The sequence below is a fragment of the Actinoplanes sp. CA-030573 genome, from assembly GCF_050951115.1.
In the GTDB taxonomy this organism is placed as follows: domain Bacteria; phylum Actinomycetota; class Actinomycetes; order Mycobacteriales; family Micromonosporaceae; genus Actinoplanes.
In genome coordinates this window covers 6,914,734-6,936,339 of the sequence record NZ_CP192038.1, presented here as the reverse complement: position 1 = coordinate 6,936,339, position 21,606 = coordinate 6,914,734, and the positions used below count along the sequence as shown (strand labels likewise).

The window sequence follows — 21,606 nt, the reverse complement described above, 5'->3', positions numbered from 1 at the left end:
CTGAGGTACCCGCCGGACGGGGAAATACGGCAGCTGACCAATATTCGGCGGGAGAACAATTCCGTAGCGTTTTTGGCATGCCACCGCCATTCACGGCGGGGCCCGCCGAAAGGAAAAACAAAATGTCACGCATCTCGTTCCGCAAGACGTTCGCCCTCGCCGCGAGCGGGGCCGCCGCCGTCGCCGGGCTGCTGCTGGCCGCGCCCGGCGCCGCCCACGCGAGCGGCCCCCAGGTCCGGCTGTCCCCGCTGTCCAACCCGTTCCTCTTCCTCGACGTGCAGGGCGGGTCGCACGGCGACGGCGCGCCGATCATCCAGTGGACGGCCTCCGGCGACAACCAGGTCTTCACGATGCAGCCCGCGGGCAGCCACTTCGAGCTGGTCAACAAGCTCACCGGCAAGTGCGTCACCACCGACCGGGTCGCCGGGCACCAGGTCTACCAGTGGTCCTGCAACGGCGCCGCCAACCAGCTCTGGGACACCTCGCTGGTCGCCAACAACGGCGTCTCGTACTCGATCTCGAGCGTCGCCACCGGTCTCTATCTGGAGGTGAACGGCGCCAGCGGCTCGCGCGGCGCGGCGATCGACACCTGGTACTGGAATGGCGGCCCGAACCAGTATTTCAGCGGCATCGGAGCCTGAATCCGGAAATGCGGAAGGCGCCGGCCGGTTTGTCCGATGCACGGCAGCGGAACCGGCCGGCCCGCACCTATGGTCGTCGATATGACGCGTGAGGTGGTCAGCCCGGTCCTGGTCGGCCGCGGCGACAATCTCGACCGCCTGCGGGCGCTGCTCGAGATGGCCGTCGGCGGCGAGCCGGCCGTCGCCCTGATCGGCGGCGAGGCCGGGGTCGGCAAGACCCGGCTGGTGGCGGAGATCAGCCGGATCGCGGCCGAGCGGGGCGTGCGGGTGCTCAGCGGAGGCTGTGCCGAGCTCGGCGGCGAGGGACTTCCGCTCGCGCCGCTGGTCGACATTCTCCGCACGGTCACCCGGGCCACTCCGGAGCGCGACCTCGACCGCTGCTTCGGGCCGGCCCGGCGGGAGTTCGCCCGGCTGCTGCCCGAGCTCGACCCCGAGGCGGCCAAGGCCCCGGCCCAGGAGTTCTCGGCCGGCCAGCTGCGTGAGCACGTGCTCGGCCTGATCACCCGGCTGGCCGCGTCGAGGCCGATGCTGCTGGTGGTCGAGGATCTGCACTGGGCCGACCGGTCGACCCGGGAGCTGGTCGCGTTCCTCGTGCAGACGATCCGTGCGCTCGGCGTGCTGCTGCTGCTCACCTACCGCTCCGACGAGCTGCACCGGCGGCACCCGCTGCGGCCGGTGGTCGCCGCCTGGGAGCGGATGCGCAGCGTCGACCGCATCGAGGTCGGCCGGTTCACCCGGGACGAGGTCGCCGCTCAGCTGCAGGCGATCCGCCGGTCGGCGCCGACGGCCGCGTTCACCGACGTGGTCTACGAGCGCTCCCAGGGCAACGCCTTCCTGGTCGAGGAGATCGTGGCGGCGGTCGACGCCGGCGCCGACCCCGGTGACCTTCCCCCCTCGCTGCGCGACGTGCTGCTCGCGCGCACCGAGACGGTCTCCGAGGCGGCCCAGCGGATCGTGCGCACGGCGGCCGCGGCCGGGCCCTGGGTGGACGATCGGTTGCTCGAGGCGGTCACCGGCAGCTCCGGGCCGGAAATCTATCCCGCCCTGCGCGAGGCCGTCGAGCATCACCTGCTGGTCGTCGACCGCACCGGCCGGGGATACGGCTTCCGCCACGAGCTCACCCGCGACGCCCTCTACGACGACATGCTCCCGGGCGAGCGGGTACGGCTGCACGCCGCCTACGGCGAGGCGCTGACCGCCGATCCCTCGCTGCTGGGCGACGACGGCAGCGTGGCGGCGACGCTGGCCCACCACTGGTACGCGGCGCTGGACCTGCCCCGCGCCCTGACCGCCTCGGTGGAGGCCGGCCGGCAGGCGGCGGCCGGCTTCACCCCGGCCGAGGCGCTGCGCCACCTGGAGCGGGCGCTGCAGATCTGGCCGCGGGTGACCGACGCGACCGAGCGCACCGGCCTGGACTGGCCCCAGGTCTGCGTGCTGACGGCCGAGGCGGCGTTCAGCACCGGCGAGCTCGGCCGGGCGCTGTCCATCATGGACCAGGTGCAGGCCGTCACCGACCCGGCGACCGACCCGGTGGGCAGCGCCCGGCTGGTGGAGCGGCGGGCGATCGTGCTGCACGCGCTCGGCCGCACCGACGAGGCGGCCGCGTCCCTGCACGAGGCGCTCGCTCTGCTGCCACCGCAGCCGGTCACCGCCACCCACGCCGAGGTGCTGGCCGCGCTGGCCGGCGCGCTCATCCGCATCGGCGACGACCGCCGCAGCGCCGAGGTCGCCCGCACCGCGGTCGAGACCGCGGCCGCCGTCGGCGCGACCGCGCAGCAGGCCGACGCGCTGATCACGCTGGGCACCGCGGTGACCTATCTCGACGACGCGCCGGCCGGTCTGGCGGCGCTGCGCGAGGGGCTGGGGCTGGCCCTGGCCGAGCGCCAGGAGCGGCACATGGTGGCGCTGCGCGGCCACATCAACCTCTCCGACACCCTCGAGATGATGGGCCGCCACCGCGAGGCCGCCGCCGCGGCGACCGCCGGGATCGAGCTGGCCACGCGGGTCGGCCACGGGCGGTCGTTCGGCGCCATGCTGGTCGGCAACCTGGCCGAGCCGCTGATCCGGCTGGGTCGCTGGCGGGAGGCCCTCGACCTGATCACCGAGGCGCTCGCCGACCAGCCGAGCGGCATCTTCGCCAGCACGCTGCTGCTGTTGCGGGGCGAGCTGCACGTCTGGCAGGGCGACCTCGACGCCGCCGAGCACGACGTACGGGCGGCGCGGCACGAGTTCGGGAGCGGCACCGACGTCCAGTTCACCGTGCCGATCGTCTTCATCGAGGCGGCGCTGGCGCACGGCCGCGGGGAGCCGGCCGAGGCGCTCCGGCGCATCCGGGCCGAGCTAGACAAGCCCGGCACCGGCTTCGGCGTCCGGTACCGGTGGCCGCTGCTCTGGCTCGGGATGCGGGTGGCGGCCGACCTCGCCGACCCGGCCGCCGGGGCCGCGCTGCGGGAGCCGGCCGCGACGACGGCGGCCGGCACCGCGCCCGCGCTGGCCTACCGGGCCATGTTCGCGGCCGAGCAGGCCCGCCTCGCCGGCGCCGGCGAGGCGGCCGGGTGGGAGGCCGCGGTCACCGCGACGCGAGCGGCGGCCGAGGCGTACCCCCTGTGCTACAGCCTGTTCCGGCTGGCCGAAGCCCAGGCCGGGGCCGTCCCCGACGCGGTGCTGCGGGCCACCGTGGCCGAGGGCGCCGCCCTCGCCGACGAGCTGTGTTGCCACCCAAGCCTGGACTATCAGTCGGCGAAGTCGGCGAAGTCGGCGAAGTCGGCGAAGTCGGCCAAGCCGGGGGAGCCGGCCGCGCCGCCGGACCCGCCCGGCCGGGTCCGGCTCACCGGCCGCGAGCACGAGGTCATCGCGCTCGTGGCCGAGGGACGCTCCAACGGGGAGATCGCCACCGCGCTCTACATCAGCCCCAAGACGGCCAGCGTTCACGTCTCCAACATCCTGGCCAAGCTGGGCGTTTCCTCGCGGACCGAGGCGGCCACGGTCGCCCACCGGCTCGGTCTGCTGCCGCTCTGACCGCCGGCGGGCCCGTTCAACGTTTGCTCAACGGTCGTGCAACGCCGCCCGCGGACTCTGAGGTGGTGCCCCGGACAAGCGGGGCCGACCAGAGGGGGACCAGGCAATGCCGACCATCAAGCTCAACTCCATGCACTGCGAGAAGCTGCAGGACTCCATCTCCGAGGACGAGATCGAGGTGCACATCAACGGCCTCAAGGTCGCCGGCCCGTTCGGCGTCCACAAGGATCAGACGGTGAACCTCGGTGGGATCACCCGCGCCTTCACCGGCACGGTGAACGTGCAGCTTGTCGAGAAGGACCCGAACAGCGCCGACGACAGCCTGGGGACGAGGGTCGTCAACTCGCACCCGGTCACCGGCAACACGCTGGTGTTCGACGCGCTCAAGCACGCGTACTACACGCTGAACTACAGCGTCAGCTGACGGTCAGGCCGCCGGCGCGACCGGTCGCGGCCCGTACCGGTACAACCTGGTGCGGAGATCGGCGGCGCGGGGATGCCTCAGCTCCTGGAAGATCGCCAGCGCCGCCTGCCATGCCCGGCGGGCGGCGCCGGTCTCGCCGGCGGCCTGGAGGGTGTCGCCCAGGCCCGCGTGGGCGGCGCCCTGGCGGTAGCGGTCACCGAGCTCGGCGAACATGTCGGCGGCCTGCCGGTAGTAGCCGCGGGCCTCGGCGTGCCGGCCCAGCTGGTGGTGGGCGTAGCCGAGGCTGTCCCAGGCGTTCGCCATGCCGTGGCGGTCGCCGAGCTCCCGGTGCAACGCCAGCGACCGGGTGCAGTAGGCCACCGCCTGGTGCGGGTCGCCGAGATGGGCGTGGTGCCAGCCGATGGCGTTCAGCGCCACGGCCTCGCCCGGCCGATGCCCCGCCACCTGGTACAGGCGCAGGGCGTGCCGGTCGTGGGGCAGCGCCTCGCGGTGCCGGCCCTGCTGGGCGTGGACCCGGGCGAGACCCCGCTGCGTGTCGGCCTGCCCGCGTACGCATCCGATCGCTTGGAACAGCTCCAGCGCATGCCGCAGGTGGGTTCGGGCCTCGTCGTGCCGGCCGAGCCAGACATGACAGAGGGCCATCTCGCGGTGGGCGTGGCCTTGCGCCCAGGTGTCGGCCAGGCGCCGGGACGCGGCCAACGCGATGGCGTGTACGGCGAGACGGTCCTGCCAGTACCCCGACCGGTCCAGGAACGTGGTCAGTCCCCACGCCAGGTGACCGGCCTGGTCGTCGAGACCGGCCTCGGCGGCGCAGCGCTGGGCGGCCTGGAGGCCGGCGTGCTCGGCGGCGAACCACGCGAGCGCCGCACCGTGATCGGCGAACCGTTCCGGGACGACGCCCGCGGCCGGCTCGCCGAGCGCGATCAGATCGCGATGGGGTGCGAGCAGCCGGTCGGCGCCGACGGCGGTATGCGTGTAGTGGTCGAGGATCCGGCGCAGGGCCGTCGCCCGATCGGCGGCGCGCTCCGCGGCGAACAGCCGGACCAGGTCGTGCATCCGGTAGCGGCCGGCGGCCGGCATCTGCACGAGGTGGCCGTCGGTCAGCTCCCGCAGCAGGGCGCCGATCCGGCCCGCGGGCAGGGCGGCCAGGCTCGCCGCGGCGGGCACGGTGAAGTCCGGACCCGGGCACAGGCCGAGCAGGCCGAAGAGCCGGGCCGCGCCCGGCGTCAGCGCCCGGCACGACGTGGACAGCACGGCCCGCAGGCTGACCGTCACCTCGCCACCGTCCAGCGCGTCCAGCCGGGTGGCCGCCTCGTCCAGCTCGCCGGCCAGGGCGGCCAGCGGCAGCTGCGGATGCGACGCGGCCCGGGCGGCCACGATGCTCAACGCCAGCGGCAGCCCGGCGCACCAGCGCAGGAGGACGGCCGCCGCGTCCGGCTCGGTCACCACGCGCTCGACACCGACCCGGTCGGCCAGAAGTTGCCGGGCCTCTCGCTCGGTCAGGACGTCCAGCGTCAGCGGCCGGGCTCCGTACGCGCTGACCAGCCCGAGCAGGTGGCGCCGGCTGGTGATCAGGACGGCGCAGGGTGCGGCGCCGGGCAGCAGCGGAACGACCTGGGCGGCGTCCCGGGCGTTGTCCAGGACGAGGAGCATCCGCCGGTCGGCGATCAGGCTCCGGAAGAGCGCGACCCGGCCATCCAGATCGGGCGGCATGGCCGGCGCCTCCACGCCGAGCGCCTCCAGGAAGCCCCGGACCGCGGTGGCCGGGGGCACCGGCTCGTCCACGGGATCGAAGCCGCGCAGGTTGACGTACAGCTGTCCGTCGGGAAACCGGGAGGCGTTGTCGTGCGCCCAGCGCAGGGCCAGCCAGGTCTTGCCGATCCCGCCGGCGCCACCGATCGCGCAGACGAAGGCGGCGTCCGGGGCCGTGCCGAGCTCGGTCAGGGCGGCACCCCGGCCGGTGAAGCGGGCGGGCGCCGCCGGCAGCTGCCGGGGCACCGGCCGGCGCGACGAGGCCGGCCCGCGTGGCCGGGACGCGGGCTCCAGGGCCGGATCGGCGCTCAGCACCCGCCGGTGGGCGCGTTGCAGCACCGGGCCCGGGTCGGCGCCCAGGGTCTCGGCCAGCGTCCGGCGGATGCCCTGATAGGTGGCCAGCGCGTCGGCCTGCCGGCCGCAGCGGTACTGGGCGAGCATGAGCAGGGCGGCGATGCGCTCGTCCAGCGGGTGCGCCCGGGCGAGGGTCAGGAGATCCGGCAGCAGGCGGCCGTGCTGCCCGGCCCGCAGCGCCGCGTCGTGCCGGTCCAGGACCGCCGCCTGCCGCTGGGCCAGCAGACCGTCGCGGACGCCGTTCAGCCAGGGCGTGTCCGCCACCCCGAAGGGCTCGCCGCGCCACAGGCCGAGCGCCCGGTCGAACAGCTCCACCGCCCGGTCGTCGTCCTCGGCCGCCCGCGCCCGGGCCAGCAGCGAACCGAACCGGTGCACGTCGACCGCTTCCGGCTCGACGGTCAGCACGTAGCCGTCCGGCCGGCGCTCGATCGCGACGTCGCCGGCCGCGTCCCGCAGGCTCCGGCGCAACCGCGACACGTAGGTGCGGAGCACGCCGCGGGCGCACTCCGGGGGGTCCTCGCCCCAGACCCGGTCGAGGATCCGGTCCGGTGGCACCGCGCGGTTGGCGTCGACCAGCAGCGCCGCGAGCACGCACCGCTGCCGGGCGTGGCCGAGGTCGACGCTGCCGCCGTCGACGACCGCCTCCACCTCGCCCAGCACGCGGAACTCCACCGCCATCCGGCCCCCACTCGGCGTCACCGGCGATCCACCGGCTGGTGACGAGTGTGAGCGGCCCGGTCGCCGGAGTCGTCGGTCTGTCGGTGACCGGACCGCGTACCGGCATCATCCGCCGCGGATGTCGTGCCCCGCGGCACGCGCATCACACGATGGCCGCATGTCCGGACAGAGCAGGTATGTGACCGAAGAGGACGACGAGCCGGTGCGCACCGGCTGGGTCGGCGTCCTGGTGTTCGGCGGGCTGATGCTGTTCCTGCTGGGTGTCTTCCACGTGATCCAGGGCATCGTGGCCCTCGCCGACGACACCTTCTACATCGCGCGCAAGGGCGACCTGGTGATCGCCGGGGACTACACGGTATGGGGCTGGTTGCATCTGGTGCTCGGCGTCGTCGCCATCGCCGCCGGCGCCGGGATCTTCACCGGCGCCATGTGGGCGCGGGTGGCCGGCGTCGTGGTCGCCGTGCTCAGCGCGCTGGCCGGCATGCTGTTCATGCCGGCCTACCCGGTCTGGGGCGTCGTCGCGATCACGTTCGACGTCGTGGTGATCTACGCGCTGGTCGCGCACGGGGGCGAGGTGCGCGGGGCCAAGCTGTGAGGGGCGTGCACACATCACCCAGGACGGGGGATGTGTGAACCCGGCCCGCGGGCGAGGTTGGACACCATGGCAGCGGAGTCCGAACAAGCCCCGGCCGCGGCCGCGGAGGCGCCGGCCCGCGGCGGCCTGGTGCTCACCGCGCTCATCGTGGTGGCGGCGGTGGCGAACCTGAACCTGTCGGTGGCCAATGTCGCCCTGCCGTCGATCGGGCGTGCGTTCGACTCCTCGCAGACCACGCTGGATCTCATCGCGGTGGGCTACTCGCTGGGCCTGGCCGCGTCCGTGCTCTATCTCGGCGCGCTCGGCGACCGGTACGGCCGCAAGCTGATGCTGCTGCTGGGCATGGGTTTATCGATCCCGGCCTGCCTGCTCGCCGCCTACGCGCCGTCGGATCTGGTGTTGTTCGGCGCCCGGGTGCTCGGCGGTATCTCGGCCGGCCTCGCCTACCCGACCACCCTGGCGCTGATCACCGCGCTCTGGGCCGGCGCCGGGCGTACGCGCTCGATCGCGCTGTGGTCGGCGATCGGCGGCGGTGTCGCCGCACTCGGCCCGCTGGTGGCCGGCGCGCTGCTGCAGAGCTTCTGGTGGGGCTCGGTCTTCCTGATCACGCTGCCGCTCGCGGTGCTCGCCCTGCTGATGGCGTTCTTCCTGGTGCCGGGCGGCGTCAACGAGACCACCGAGCCGGTCGACAATCTCGGCGGCGTGCTGTCGGTCGTGCTGGTCGGCACGCTCATCCTGTCGATCAACTTCGCGCCGGTGCCGGACAAGGGCACGCTCACCCTCGTCCTGGCCGGGCTCGCCCTGGTCGCGCTGGTCTGCTTCGTGTTGCGGCAGCGGGCCGCCGCGAACCCGCTCTACGACCTGCGCGTGGCCGGCCGGCGGGTGTTCTGGGTGGCGGCCTGCGCCGGCGTGATCGTCTTCGGCTCGCTGATGGGTGCGGCGTTCGTCAGCCAGCAGTACCTGCAGAACGTCCTCGGCTATTCCACGCTGGAGGCCGGCGCCGCGTTCCTGCCGGCGGTGATCCTGATGGTCCTGGTGGCGCCCCGCTCGGCCAAGCTGATCGAGACGCACGGCGCGCGGTTCACCCTTCTTAGCGGGTACGTCTTCCTGCTGCTCGCCTTCGGCTGGATGCTCGTGTTCTGGACCGACGGCAGCTCGTACTGGCAGATCGGTCTCGCCTACGCGTTCATCGGCGTCGGCGTGGGGCTCGCCGGGACGCCGGCGTCGCACTCGCTGACCGGATCGGTGCCGGTGCGCCGGGCCGGAATGGCGTCCGGCACCGCCGATCTGCAGCGCGACCTGGGCGGGGCCATCCTGCAGTCGATCTTCGGCGCGTTGCTGACCGCGGGATACGCTTCGGCGTTCTCGGCGGCGATCACGACCCAGGACCCGAGCGCCTCGGACAGCATCCGGAACATGCTCACGAAGTCCTTCTCCAGCGCCGCCCACGCCGCCCAGCTGTATCCCCAGTACGCGAACCAGATCACCGCCGCCGCGAAGCAGTCCTTCCTGGACGGCGCCGACTGGGCGTACACCGCGGGCATCCTGGCGATCGCGGCCGGCGCCGTACTGGTGTTCTTCATGTTCCCGCGCAAAGAACGAGAGCAGCAGCTCCTCGACGCCTACCAGGCCGAGGACACCGACAGGGGGACGACCTGATGGCCGACCAAGAGCACGCCGACATCATCGTGATCGGGACCGGCGCCGGCGGCGGGACCCTGGCCCACAAGCTGGCCGGAACCGGGAAGCAGGTCCTGATCCTCGAGCGCGGGGACTACCTGCCGCGCGAGCGGGACAACTGGGAGTCGACCGCGGTCTTCGTGAAGGGCAAGTACCGGGCGCCGGAGTTCTGGCTCGACGCCGACGGCAAGGAGTTCCCGCCCGAGGTCAACTACTACGTCGGCGGGAACACCAAGTTCTACGGCGCGGCCCTGTTCCGGCTGCGGCCGGAGGACTTCGGCGAGCTGCGCCACCACGGCGGCATCTCGCCGGCCTGGCCGATCACGTACGCCGATCTGGAGCCCTACTACAGCGAGGCCGAGCATCTGTACGGCGTGCACGGCCAGCACGGCGAGGACCCGACCGAGGGCGCGGCGAGCCGGCCGTACCCGTACCCGCCGGTGCAGCACGAGCCGCGCATCCAGGAGCTGAGCGACAACCTCGAGAAGCTCGGCCGCCACCCGTTCCACCTGCCGATCGGGGTGAACCTGACGCAGGACGCGACCGGCCGGGCCACCCACGACAGCGCCTGCATCCGGTGCGACCGGGTCGACGGATTCCCGTGCCTGCTCAACGCGAAGTCGGACAGCCAGGTGCGGTGCGTGGAGCCGGCCCTGCGGCACGACAACGTCCGCATGGTCACCAACGCGTACGTGGAACGGTTGGAGACCGACCCGAGCGGCCGGACCGTCACCGCGGCCGTCGCCAAGGTCGGCGACGAGACCGTCCGGTTCACCGCCGACATCGTCGTGGTCGCCTGCGGCGCGGTGAACTCGGCGGCCCTGCTGCTGCGCTCGGCGAACGACCGGCACCCGGCCGGGCTCGCCAACGGTTCCGACGTGGTCGGCCGGCACTACATGCGGCACAACAACCTGGCCATGATGACGGTCTCCCGCGAGCCCAATCCGACCCGCTTCCAGAAGACCCTCGCCATCCACGACTGGTACCTGGCGTCCAGCGAGTGGGAGTTCCCGATGGGCGGCATCCAGATGCTCGGCAAGAGCGACGCCGAGCAGATCCGGGCCAACGCGCCCCGGATGGCCGGGCGGCTCTCCCCGGAGACGCCGTTCGAGGTCCTGGCCCACCATGCGGTCGACTTCTGGCTCTGCGGCGAGGACCTGCCGGCGCCGCAGAACCGGGTCACCCTCGAATCCGACGGCCGGATCCGGCTGACCCTCGACGAGAAGAACAACGACGAGGGCGTCAAGCGGCTGCGGCATCAGCTGGAGAGCATGCTCGGCGATCTCGGGATGCACCCGCACCGGATGATCGACCACAGCATCTATCTGCACAAGGGGATGCCGATCGGGGCGACCGCGCACCAGGCCGGCACGGTACGGTTCGGCTCCGACCCGGCGTCGTCGGCGCTCGACGTGAACTGCAAGGCGCACGAGGTGGACAACCTCTACGTGGTCGACACCAGCTTCTTCCCGAGCATCGGGGCGGTGAACCCGTCGCTGACCGCGATGGCGAACGCGCTACGAGTGGGTGACCACCTGGCCGAGCGACTCGGCTGACTCCTCGTGCAGCTCCCCGCGCTGGTCCAGCCGGAACAGCAGGATCAGCGCGGGCACCACCAGCACCAGCGCCACCACGAACCAGACCAGAAGCCAGCGCATGGTCGCGGCCGAGCCGGCGCCCGCGCTCACCGTCAGCGAGAACGGCAGCAGGTACGGGTACTGCGCGACCGCCCACGCCCACACCAGCGTGGCGATGCCGCCCGCGGTTACCAGCCGCATCCGCCACACCCGGGTTCCGGTCGCCAGCAGGAGCGAGCCGGCCAGGGCGAGCACGCTGACGATCAGCAACGGCCAGCCGCGGCCGGTCACCCGATCGAACATCTGCTTGTTGTCGGCCCGCAGCGCGATCAGGGCGGCCAGGCCCAGCAGGAATGCGGCGCCGCCCGTGACCAGGGCGCGGGTCCGGAAGTACCCGGCGAGCTCGCGGACGCCGTGCCGGTGCGCCTCGGCCAGGAGGTACGTCGCCGACGCGTACGCGCCGAGGGCGACCGCAAGGAATCCGACCAGCAGCGCGGTGGGGTTGAACCAGCTGGTCACCTCGTTGCCGGCGGCGTTGCCGAGCGGCACCCGGCCGGTCAGCAGCGCGCCGACCGCGGCGCCCAGCCAGAACGGCGTGAGGATCGAGCCGATCCCGAACACCCAGCCGGCCAGGTGCCGCATCCGGGCCCGGGTCGCGTCCTTGCGCATGGCGAAGCCGCCCGCCCGCAGCACGATGCCGAGCACCGCCAGCGCCAGCGGGACGAACAAGGTGGACATGATCGACGCGAACGCCGGCCCGAACGCCGTCCAGCACACCACGAGCACGTAGATCAGCCAGACGTGGTTCGCCTCCCACACCGGGGTGATCGCATTGTCGATCAGCGAGCGGGCCTGCCGGCCGCGCTCCAGCCCGCCGGCCGCGAGATCCCAGAGCCCGGCACCGTGATCGGCCAGCCCGGTGCACGCGTAGAGCGTGATGGCCAGCACCATGATCGCGGCCACCGCCGTCGCCGCGCTCATCGCACGACCTCCGGGCGCGGACCGTAGACGGCGTCCTCGTCGTCGGTGCGATCACTGTCCCGCCATCGCCGGGACATCGCCCGCAGCACGAGGATCGTGCCGATGCCGAGGACCAGGTAGAGCACGAGGACCACGGTGAAGCTCACCCACAGCCCGCTCGCGTCGGTGACCGCGTCCTCGGTGCGCATGATGTTGTACACGATCCACGGCTGCCGGCCGACCTCGGTCACGATCCAGCCGCACTCGACGGCGATGTACGTGAGAACCCCGGCGCTCGCCGCGAACCACAGGAACAGCCGGTTGCCCGGAACGTCCCGCCGCCGCCAGTAGGCGAGCGCGAGCCACAGGGCGAGCAGGATCAGCACCGTGCCGATGCCGGCCATGGTGTCGAACGCCCAGTGCACGATCGTGACGTTCGACGGCTTGCTGTTCGGGAACTGGTCCAGGCCCTGCACGTACGTGTCGACGCTGTTCCCGGCCAGCAACGAGTCCAGCCCGGGGATCGAGATGCCGCCGTGCACCGTGTTGGTGGCGCTGTCGTAGATGCCGTACAGGACTTCCGGCTGATGGTCGCCGGAGTTCGTGACCACCTCCATGGCCGCGAACTTCGCCGGCTGGTCGTGGAAGATGGCCACGGCGGCCAGGTCGCCCACCACGAACTGGATCGGGGTCAAGGCGGCCGCGATGGTGAGCGGGATGAGGACGCCGAGGCGGTGATACCGGTCGCGGCGGCCCTTCAGCCAGCCGACCACGTAGATCGAGGCGAGCGTGAAGCCGGCCGCCATGTACGCCGCCAGCAGGAAGTGCGTGAGCTCGTACGGCAGCGCCTTGTTGAGAATCGCCGCGCCCGGATCGACGTCGGTGATCTCGCCGTTGGGGCCGAGCGTGAACCCGGATGGCTGGTTCATCCAGGAGTTCGCCGCGATGATCGAGAACGCGCCGCCGATCGCGACGAACGGGATCGGCAGTCCCAGCCGGAAATGGGTCCATGGCCGCATCCGGCGCCATCCGAAGATGTAGATGGCGACCAGGATCGCCTCGAGGAAGAACAGGACGCCCTCGATGGCGAACGGCAGCCCGAACACCTCGCCGAACCGCCCGGTCAGGCCCGGCCACAGCAGGCCCATCTCGAACGAGAGCACCGTGCCGGAGGCCGCGCCCACGGCGAAGGTCAGCCCCGCGGCGTGCGACCAGCGGCGGGCCAGGCGCAGCGCCACCGGATCGTTGTGCCGCAGGCCCTTGTAGTTGGCGATCAGCATCATGGTCGGCAGGGCGATCCCGAACGGCACGAAGATGATGTGGAACATCAGCGTGACCGCCATCTGCTCGCGGGCGGGGAGCAACTGGGCGGGTGCCGCCAGCACGGTCGCATTCACTCTTCCCACCCTGGCCGCACGGCCCCGAATTGACTTCACCCGGTCTGGGTGAAGCCCTCGGCCGCCGGGCCGGTCGACGATGGTCCTCGGGCAGACGGCCGGGGGAAGGGGCCATGGATGGCACGCGTTCTCATCGTCGGCGCGGGATTCGCCGGTGTCGCCTGCGCGCGGCGCCTCGCGGACGAGCCGCGCGCGCAGGTCACGATCATCGATCGCAACGGCTTCCACCAGTTCCAGCCGCTGCTCTACCAGATCGCCACCGCCGAGCTGGCGCCGCGGGACATCCGGTTCGACCTCGACGAGATGTTCGCCCGGCACGCCAATGTGGAGACCCGCACCGGCGAGGTCGTCGCGATCGATCCGAACCGGGTCTCGGTGACCCTCGCCGACGACACGACCATCGACGGTGACGTGCTCGTGCTCGGCGCCGGCGCACAGCCGAACTTCTTCCACACGCCCGGCGCCGACCAGTTCACGCTGCCCCTCTACAGCCTCGCCGACGCGCTGCGCGTCCGCGGCCGGCTGCTGGAGCTGTTCCGCGACGCCGCCGCCAAGCCGGAGCTGGTCGACGACGGGGCGCTCACCTTCGTGGTCGTCGGCGGCGGCCCGACCGGCGTCGAGACGGCCGGCGCGCTCGCCGAGATCGTCCACGACGTGATGCCGCACGTCTATCCGCATCTGGCCATCGCCGGGGCCAAGGTGATCCTGGTCGATCTCGGTCACACCGTGCTCACCGCCTTCTCCGACGAGGCGCACGGCTACGCGGTGCGGCAGCTGCGGCGGCGCGGGGTCGAGCTGCGGCTCGGCGTCTCGGTCAAGGAGGTGGCACCGGACCACGTGACCCTCGGCGACGGCACCGAGATCAAGACCCACCTCGTCGTCTGGGGCGGCGGGCAGATGGCCGCGCCCGTGGCGTTCGGCTCCGGCCTGCCGCAGGGCCACGGCGGGCGCATCGACGTACGCCCGGACCTGACCGTTCCCGGCTTCCCCAAGGTGTACGCGCTCGGCGACGTCGCCAACATCCCGGTCGGCGACGGAACAGTCCTCCCGCAGCTCGGCAGCGTCGCGCAGCAGTCCGGGGACTGGGCCGCCGGCAACATCATCGGCGACCTCGAGGGCACCGGACGCCAGCCGTTCCACTACAAGGACAAGGGAATCATGGCGATGATCGGCCGCAAGGCCGCCGTCGCCGAGATCGGGCCGCACCGCCACGAGCTCAACGGGCGGTTCGCGTTCGCCGCCTGGCTCGGCGTGCACGCCCAGCTGCTCGCCAACGCGGGCGCCGAGCTGCGCGCCTTCGTCTCCTGGCTGGACGACTTCTACGTGCGGCCCGCCCACCGTTCCGCCGAGCTCCTCGACCCGTCCACGATCGACGAGCCGCGCATCCGCAAGAACGCCTGACCCGGCAGGAGAGGACACCATGGCTCCGACACCCAGGCCCGCCGACGTGCTGGTCATCTTCGGCATCACCGGCGATCTCGCCAAGGTGATGACCTTCCGCTCGCTGTACCGCCTCGAGCTGCGCGGTCTGCTCGACTGCCCGATCATCGGGGTCGCCGTCGACCAGTGGTCGCAGGCCGACCTGGTCGCGCACGCGCGGGCCGCGATCGAGGGCACCGGCGAGAAGATCGAGGAGGAGGCGTTCGAGCGGCTGACGGGCCGGATGAGCTATCTCGCGGGCGACTTCGGCGACGCCGCCACATACCAGCGGGTGGCCGCGGCCGTCGGCACCGCCCGGACCCCGGTGTTCTACCTGGAGATCCCGCCGTTCCTGTTCGGCCGGGTCACGAAGGGCCTGGCCGAGGCCGACCTGGTGCGCGACGGCCGGGTCGTGGTGGAGAAGCCGTTCGGTCACGACCTGGAGTCGGCGATCGCCCTCGCCGACGAGATCCACCGGTCGGTCCCCGAGCCGCAGCTGTACCGGATCGACCACTTCCTGGGCAAGATGGGCCTGGAGGAGCTGGTCTTCTTCCGCTTCGCCAACGCCGTGCTCGAGCCGGTCTGGAACCGCAACTACGTGGACTCGGTCGAGATCACCATGGCCGAGAGCTTCGGTGTCGAGGACCGCGGCCACTTCTACGACCCGGTCGGCGCGGTCCGCGACGTGGTGGTCAACCACCTGATGCAGGTGGTCGCGGCCGGCGCCATGGAGTCGCCGGCCGGCCACGACCCCGACATCCTCAAGAACACCCAGCTCGCGCTGTGGCACGCGGTGGCCGAAGCCGATCCGGCCCAGTACGTCCGCGGCCAGTACCGGGGCTACCGCGACATACCCGGTGTGGCTCCGGACTCGACCACCGAGACGTACGCGGCGATCCGGCTCGACATCGACAACTGGCGCTGGTCGGGGGTGCCCTTCTTCATCCGCACCGGGAAGCGGATGCCGGTGACCCAGACCGAGTTCCGCCTGATCTTCAAGCGCCCGCCCCGGCTCGGCCTGCGGCTGCCCGGCATCGCCAACCGGCCCGAACCGGTCGAGCTCGCGGTCAAGATGGACCCGTCCACCGGCCTCCGGCTGCAGTTGCAGGCACACCGGTCGGACGCGGCCGGCCCGGAGCCGGTCACCCTCGACATGGAGTTCGCCGAGGAGGGCGGCGAGGGCCCGACGCCGTACGAGGTGCTCCTGCACGCGGCGCTGGTCGGCAACAGCACCCGGTTCCAGCGGCAGGACGGCGTGGAGGAGACCTGGCGGATCATTCAGCCACTGATCGACAACCCGCCGCCGGTCGAGACGTACGAGCCGGGCACCTGGGGCCCGGCCGGCGCCGACCGGCTCGTGGCCGGCCACGGGGGCTGGCACGGCCCGTGGGTTTCGGCGTAGCGCGGAGCTCGGTTCGGCGGGCCGCCCTGCTGCGGCAGCTCCATGCGATCTCTGGCGACACACCGCTGATCCTGCTGGCGGCGCCGGCCGGGTACGGGAAGACGACGCTGCTCCGGCAGTGGGCGGAGGAGGATCACCGTCGCCTGGGCTGGATTCAGCTGCGCGAGTCGGACAACGATCCGGCGCGGTTGCTGCGGCGCGTCGCCGACGTCCTCGGCCCGGCCGGATCCGATCGGTGGCTGCTGATCTTGGACGATGCCCATCTGCTGCATCGCGAGCAGGGCCTCGGCCTGCTGAGCCGGCTGGCCGCCGACGTGCCGGCCGGGTGCACGCTCGCCATCGCGGGCCGGTCACTGGCCGGGCTCGACCTGGGCGGGACGGCCGCAGGCGTACGGCACGCCGAGCTGGGACCGGCGGAGCTGAGCCTGACCACCGGGGAGGTCGGGACGCTCGTCGCCGGCCTCGGCGTGACGATCTCACGCGCGGCCGTCGCCGTGTTGCGGGAGCGCACCGAGGGCTGGCCGGCCGGGACCTACCTGGCCGCCCTCGCGATCGCGGCGGCGGCCGACGGTGAGGCGGCGGCATCGTCGGTGGGCGGTGACGACGTGTTCATCACCGACTATTTCCTCGACGAGGTGATGCGGGACGAGCCCGCCGAGCTCGTCCGCTTCCTGCTGCGCACCGCGCCGCTGGGGGAGATGACCGCGTCGCTGTGCGACTTCGTCACCGGGCAGTCCGGCTCCGCGGTCTGGCTGACCGGCCTCGAGCGCCGTCACCTGTTCCTCTCCGGACCGGTCGGGGACCGGCGGTGGTACCGGTACCACCCGCTCCTCGCCGAGACGCTGCGATCCGAGCTGCGACGCCGGGAACCGGGCGAGGAGGAGCGGGTGCACCGCCGGGCGGCCCTCTGGTACGAGGCGTATGGCCGGCCCGAGGAGGCGGTGCGGCACGCGTTCGCCGGGCGTGACCCGGTCGCCGCCGCCCGGCTCATCGGTCGGCACCTCGGGCGGTTCGTGGACGAGGGCCGGATCGAGGTGGCGCAGCGCTGGCTGGCCGAGCTCGGCATGGCCGCGCTGGAGCGGATGCCGCTGCTGGCCATCCGGGCCGGGTGGGTGTGGGCCCTCGGCGGCGACGCCGTCCGTGCGCTCCAGTGCCTGGCCGCCGCGGAGAACGGCGCCCGGGCGGCCGGCGTGTCGGCGTGGGGCGCCCGGCTGACCGCCGGCGCCGCCACCCTGCGCGCCGCGCTCGCCCCGCTGGGCGTGGAGGTCATGGTCCACGACGCGCGGTACGCCGCCGCCCAGTTCCTGCCCCCGGCGGAGCAGGGCCGCACCGCCGCGCTGCTCGGGATGGCGCTGCTCCTCACCGGGGACGCCGAGGCCGGCGCGGCCCAGCTGGAACGGGCCGTCGACGCGGGCGGGCACCGCGAGGCCCGGTTCGCGCTCGCCCAGCTGTCCCTGCTCGCCGCCGACGCCGGCGACTGGCCGGCCGCCGCGGGGTACGCCGGCCGGGCCGGTGCTCTCGTCGAGCCGAACCGGTCGGCGGACGATGTCACCAGCATTCCCGCGCACGTCGCCCGGGCCGCGGTCGCCGTCCACGACGGCGATCCGCGCGCCGCGCGCGGCAGCGTGGACCGGGCGCTGCGGCTGTGCGACGGGCCGGCGCTGACCGCCTTTCCCTGGCTCGGCGCCCAGCTCGCGACGAGCCTCGGCGGCATCCTGCTCGACCTCGGTGATCATGCCGCCGCCACGGCCCGGGCCGCCGAGGCCCGGCGCTTCCTCGCGCGGCTGCCGGCCGGGGGCGTCCTGCGCGGCCGGTATCAGCTGCTCGCGGCCGGCCTGGCCGGCCACGACGGACCGGCCGCCACCATCCTGACCGCCGCCGAGCTGCGGATCCTCGGCCTCCTCCCGACCAATCTGACGCTCGGCCAGATCGCCGACCGGCTGTTCGTCACGCGGAACACGGTCAAGAGCCAGGTCGCCGCCGTCTACCGGAAGCTGAATGCCACGACCCGGACGCAGGCCGTCCATGAGGGCCGCACGCTCGGCCTCATCACATCCTGACCGGCCGGGTGCCCAGTTCGCCGGAGCGCACCACCGCCGATCGCCGCCCGGAGGCGCCGAGCTTGCGGTAGATCGATGCGGCCTGGGTCTTGACGGTGTCCCGGGAGACGTGCAGCTGCTGGGCGATCTCGCCGAGCGAGAGATGCGTCGACAACAGCGGCAACAGGCGCAGCTCGGCGGCCGTCAGGCTGGACGCGCCGCCGTCGATCGCCGACAGCCGCCGGACGCGCGACGTCAGCTCGTCCGCCTCCCGCCCGAGGTTGCCGAGATCGGGCCGCCGGGTGCGGATGGCCCGCGCCTGGTCGAGGACCGCGGCGGCGCCGCCGGTGTCGGCGAGCGCCACATATCCGTGTGCCATCTGCAGCAATGCCTGGACCGACACCACCGGCAACGCGTAGGTCAGCAGCGGACGCAACCGGGCGACCCGGACGAGGTGCCGCCGGGCGGCCGTGACGTCGCCCCGGCTCGCCGTGATCCGCGCCGCGACCGCGAAGACCAGCGCGCTGGTCCAGTAGTCCTCGAGGTGGCCGTCCTCGACGATGGCGAGCGCCCGGCCGATCATCTCGTCGGCTTCGGCCCGGCCGCCGGGCCCGGCGGCGATGCACCGCTCGGCGAGGGCGAGGGCGGCCAGCGGCGGCGAGCCGGCCCGCAACGCGTCGTCGACGGCGTTGGCCAGGATCGGGTCGGCCTGGTCGGGGTCGTCCTCGAGAAGATGGGAGATGGCGAGGTAGAACATGGCCGTCGGCCGGTACGGGCTCGACGGGCTGAGACCGGCCCAGCTCTCGGTCGCGTCCCGCCGCATCGCCTCGACCCCGTCGCGGCCGGACATCGCCCGCAGATAGGCCCGGACGCCGTGCTCGGTGCTGCCGTCGGCGAGGGCCCCGGCCGACCGGCCGCGCTCGGCGATGCCGGCCCAGCGTTCCGCCTCCACGGCCCGGCCGAGCAGGGCCAGGATCAGCGCTCCGTGCACCGCGATCGCCGGATATCGCTCCACCGCGCCGTGCCGCTCGAGCCACTCCATCCAGGCCAGGACCGTGGTGATACGCCCGCTCGCCCAGTTCGGCTGGGCCGCGCCGAGGACCAGCCGGGCCACTCGGTCGGCGTCGGCGATCTCCTGGGCGTAGCGGATCGCCGCCTCGGGCTGGTCGTTCTCCTGACACCACTCGGACGCCCGGACGATGAGCGTCCGGACCGTTCCGGGCTCCCGGCGCTGCAGTTCCGCCCGCAGCAGGCGGCGCAGGACGTGGTGGTACCGGTACCACCCCTCACGATGGTCCAGCGGGATCACCAGCAGATTGCGCCCGGCGAGGTCCTTGAGAGCTCGCGCCGACCCGGCGGTGCCGAGCGCCATGTCGCAGAGGGGACCGCTCATCCGATCCAGCACCGACGTCCGGGTCAGGAACGTCACCTCGGCCGGTGACGCCCGGTCGAGGAGCTCGGCCCGCAGGTAGCCGGTCATGTACGACTCGTCCCGGGCCTCGGCGAACCCGGCTTCGCAGTGGGGTGTGCCGGCCCGGATGGACAGCGCGGCCAGATACAGGCCGGCCGGCCACCCCTCCGTGCGCGCGACGAGGTCGTCCACCTCGGCCGCGGTGAGGTCGACCTGCGCGGCGGCGATCAGCATGGCCGCCTCGCCCGGGTCCATGGCGAGTTCGTGACGTCCGATCTCGGCGATCTCGTGCCGGGCCCGCAGCCGCCCGACCGGCAGCGGCAGGACGTGCCGCGAGGCGAGGGCGAGCTGCCAGCCCGGCGGCAGGCGCAGGGCGAGCTCGGTGAGCAGGCGCCGGCATTCCACGCTCGTCAGCGCCTCGACGCTGTCGATCACCAGGAGGACGGGACTCAGCGAGCCGAGCGCGGCGGTGAATGCCGTCATGTCGGCGACTCCCATCGCCGGTGGCGCCGGCGTCGGGAACGCCGCCCGGGCCGCGGGCTCGACCCGGCCGAGCGCCGCGGCGATGCCGGTCAGCAGAACGGCGGGGTCGTTGTCGGTGGCGTCGCAGGTCATCCACGCCACCCGCGGGCCACGACGCTCGGCCCACTGCGCGAGGAACGTCGTCTTGCCGTAGCCGGGCGGGGCGACCACCGCGAGGACCGGCACGCCCGCAAGGGCGGTCGCACGGTCGATGAGCGCGGTGCGGACCACCGTGCCCGGGCGGTCGGTGGGTGGTTCGAGCTTGGCGGACCGCAGCGTGACCGCCGGGCGAGGTGGGGCACCATCCACAGAGCCGAATCTACCGCCTCGCTCGCTCACCTCCGCGGGATGAGGAAGGCCGCCGGACCGGGCTGGGAGGCTGAGGAGTCGCCGAGACGGGAGGACGGATCATCATGACCGGGATCCGCGCGAAGGCCTCGCTGGCCGCCGGAGCAGCCCTGTTCGTGGCCCTCAGCGGATGCAGCGGCGGGACCGGCCCGTCGTCGGTGGCCGCCACGCCGACGGCGTCGCTGTCGCCGGCGCAGGTCGTGGACAAGGCGCTGAGCGACATGCAGCGGTACTGGACGGAGACCTATCCGACGGTCAGCGGCGGGAAGCCGTTCGAGCCCCTGCAGGGCGGCTATCACCCGTACACGCAAAGCACCCCGCCCCCGGCCTGCGGTGGCGAGGAGGGCGTCTATCAGCCGAACGCCTTCTACTGCCCGGTTGGCGACTTCATCGCCTGGGACGCCGAGAAGCTGATCCCGCAGCTGCAGAGCCAGTTCGGCCGGCTGCTGGTCGCGCTGGTCTTCGCGCACGAGTACGGGCACGCCATCCAGCACCGGCTGGGCGACACCGACCAGCCCACGGTGGTCCTCGAGCAGCAGGCCGACTGCTACGCCGGGGCCTGGCTCGCCGATGCGAAGGCCGGCCACTCGCCCTCGTTCACCGGCATCACCCCGGCCCAGATCGACGACGCGCTCGCCGGCATGCTGCAGCTGCGCGACCAGCCGGGCACGTCCGCGACGAACCCGGGCGCACACGGCAACGCCTTCGACCGGATCCGGGCCTTGCAGGACGGCGTGGAGAACGGCGCCACCAAGTGTGCCGGCTACAACGCCGACAACCTGCCGATCACCGAGGTGCCGTTCACCCAGAGGCAGGACGCTGCGAACGGCGGCAACCTGCCGTACGGCGAGGCGGTCACCACGGTCGTCAACGACCTGGAGGCGTACTGGGCCAAGGCGTACCCGCAACTCACCGGCCAGCCGTGGAAGCCGCTGACGGTGCAACCGTTCGACCCGTCCTCGGCGCCCGCGTGCCCGAAGCCGGACGCCATCGCCGACGGCGCCGCCTTCTACTGCCCCGAGGGCGACTTCATCGCCTACGACGACCAGAAACTCCAGGTGCTGTACGACGCCTTCGGCGACAACGCCGTCGGGCTGATCCTCGGTGACCTGTACGCGCGCGCGGTCCAGCATCGGCGCGGCGCGTCGACCGAGGGCAGCGCCGGGCAGCTCGCGGTCGACTGCCTCAACGGCACCTGGACGTACGACCTGCTCCATCGTCCCCGGCAGAGCAACACCCCGACGTTGTCGCCCGGCGACCTGGACGAGGCGGTCGGCGCCCTGCTCGCGCTGGCCCGGGCCACCGGCGGGTCGGGAGCCTCGGGCTTCGAGCGCATCGCCGCCTACCGCAACGGCGTCCTGAACGGCCTGTCCGCCTGCAAGTGACCGC

General features: G+C 73.0%; 14 protein-coding genes. 10 read left to right on the top strand and 4 right to left on the bottom strand.

Annotation, left to right across the window (positions count from 1 at the left end; genetic code table 11):
- The first annotated feature begins 122 nt into the window (after positions 1–122).
- The 3 genes from ACQP2F_RS31890 to ACQP2F_RS31880 all read left to right on the top strand — a co-directional run bounded on the left by ACQP2F_RS31890 (position 123) and on the right by ACQP2F_RS31880 (position 4,083).
- Entirely contained in the window at positions 123–641 is a 519-nt protein-coding gene (locus ACQP2F_RS31890; RefSeq protein WP_433293960.1) for an RICIN domain-containing protein, read from the top strand.
- An 81-nt stretch (positions 642–722) separates the two neighbouring features.
- Positions 723–3,659, top strand: coding sequence for a helix-turn-helix transcriptional regulator (locus tag ACQP2F_RS31885; RefSeq protein WP_433293958.1), 2,937 nt, complete (start codon positions 723–725; stop codon positions 3,657–3,659).
- A 106-nt stretch (positions 3,660–3,765) separates the two neighbouring features.
- Positions 3,766–4,083, top strand: coding sequence for a hypothetical protein (locus tag ACQP2F_RS31880; protein WP_433293956.1), 318 nt, complete (start codon positions 3,766–3,768; stop codon positions 4,081–4,083).
- A gap of 3 nt (positions 4,084–4,086) precedes the next feature.
- Here ACQP2F_RS31880 and ACQP2F_RS31875 read toward each other — a convergent pair whose 3' ends face one another.
- Positions 4,087–6,888, bottom strand: coding sequence for a BTAD domain-containing putative transcriptional regulator (locus tag ACQP2F_RS31875; protein WP_433293954.1), 2,802 nt, complete (start codon positions 6,886–6,888; stop codon positions 4,087–4,089).
- Positions 6,889–7,024: 136 nt separating this feature from the next.
- On the opposite strand from ACQP2F_RS31875, the gene ACQP2F_RS31870 reads away from it, so the two are divergent.
- From ACQP2F_RS31870 to ACQP2F_RS31860, 3 genes are all read left to right on the top strand, one after another.
- A complete protein-coding gene (locus ACQP2F_RS31870) occupies positions 7,025–7,462 on the top strand; it encodes a DUF7144 family membrane protein (RefSeq protein ID WP_433293951.1) in 438 nt (145 codons plus the stop codon).
- A gap of 66 nt (positions 7,463–7,528) precedes the next feature.
- The gene (locus tag ACQP2F_RS31865) at positions 7,529–9,121 is read left to right on the top strand and encodes an MFS transporter (RefSeq protein WP_433293949.1); all 1,593 of its coding nucleotides are present in this window, start codon (positions 7,529–7,531) and stop codon (positions 9,119–9,121) included.
- Positions 9,121–10,698, top strand: coding sequence for a GMC oxidoreductase (locus ACQP2F_RS31860; RefSeq protein ID WP_433293947.1), 1,578 nt, complete (start codon positions 9,121–9,123; stop codon positions 10,696–10,698). Before ACQP2F_RS31865 ends, ACQP2F_RS31860 begins: the two co-directional genes overlap by 1 nt.
- On the opposite strand, the gene ACQP2F_RS31855 is transcribed toward ACQP2F_RS31860, so the two are convergent.
- Positions 10,660–11,700: a cytochrome d ubiquinol oxidase subunit II gene (locus tag ACQP2F_RS31855; RefSeq protein WP_433293945.1), complete on the bottom strand. Its 1,041-nt coding sequence runs from the start codon at positions 11,698–11,700 to the stop codon at positions 10,660–10,662. The genes ACQP2F_RS31860 and ACQP2F_RS31855 overlap by 39 nt on opposite strands.
- On the bottom strand, positions 11,697–13,076 hold the full coding sequence (locus ACQP2F_RS31850) for a cytochrome ubiquinol oxidase subunit I (RefSeq protein ID WP_433293943.1): 1,380 nt from the start codon (positions 13,074–13,076) through the stop codon (positions 11,697–11,699). Before ACQP2F_RS31850 ends, ACQP2F_RS31855 begins: the two co-directional genes overlap by 4 nt.
- Before the next feature lie 117 nt (positions 13,077–13,193).
- Between ACQP2F_RS31850 and ACQP2F_RS31845 the strand changes: the two genes are divergently transcribed.
- Genes ACQP2F_RS31845 through ACQP2F_RS31835 form a run of 3 tightly spaced genes read left to right on the top strand, consistent with a single transcriptional unit; the run spans position 13,194 to position 17,957 of the window.
- On the top strand, positions 13,194–14,477 hold the full coding sequence (locus tag ACQP2F_RS31845) for an NAD(P)/FAD-dependent oxidoreductase (protein ID WP_433293941.1): 1,284 nt from the start codon (positions 13,194–13,196) through the stop codon (positions 14,475–14,477).
- A gap of 19 nt (positions 14,478–14,496) precedes the next feature.
- Complete coding sequence (gene zwf / locus ACQP2F_RS31840; protein ID WP_433293938.1) at positions 14,497–15,897, top strand: glucose-6-phosphate dehydrogenase; 1,401 nt, start codon at positions 14,497–14,499, stop codon at positions 15,895–15,897.
- The gene (locus tag ACQP2F_RS31835) at positions 15,882–17,957 is read left to right on the top strand and encodes a LuxR C-terminal-related transcriptional regulator (RefSeq protein ID WP_433293936.1); all 2,076 of its coding nucleotides are present in this window, start codon (positions 15,882–15,884) and stop codon (positions 17,955–17,957) included. The genes zwf and ACQP2F_RS31835 overlap by 16 nt, the downstream gene beginning before the upstream one ends.
- On the opposite strand, the gene ACQP2F_RS31830 is transcribed toward ACQP2F_RS31835, so the two are convergent.
- The gene (locus ACQP2F_RS31830; RefSeq protein ID WP_433293934.1) at positions 17,947–20,178 is read right to left on the bottom strand and encodes a LuxR C-terminal-related transcriptional regulator; all 2,232 of its coding nucleotides are present in this window, start codon (positions 20,176–20,178) and stop codon (positions 17,947–17,949) included. The two genes, ACQP2F_RS31835 and ACQP2F_RS31830, sit on opposite strands and share 11 nt — an antisense overlap.
- 104 nt (positions 20,179–20,282) lie before the next feature.
- Here ACQP2F_RS31830 and ACQP2F_RS31825 point away from each other — a divergent pair, with 104 nt between their 5' ends.
- A complete protein-coding gene (locus ACQP2F_RS31825; protein WP_433293931.1) occupies positions 20,283–21,602 on the top strand; it encodes a neutral zinc metallopeptidase in 1,320 nt (439 codons plus the stop codon).
- The last annotated feature ends 4 nt before the right edge of the window (positions 21,603–21,606 follow it).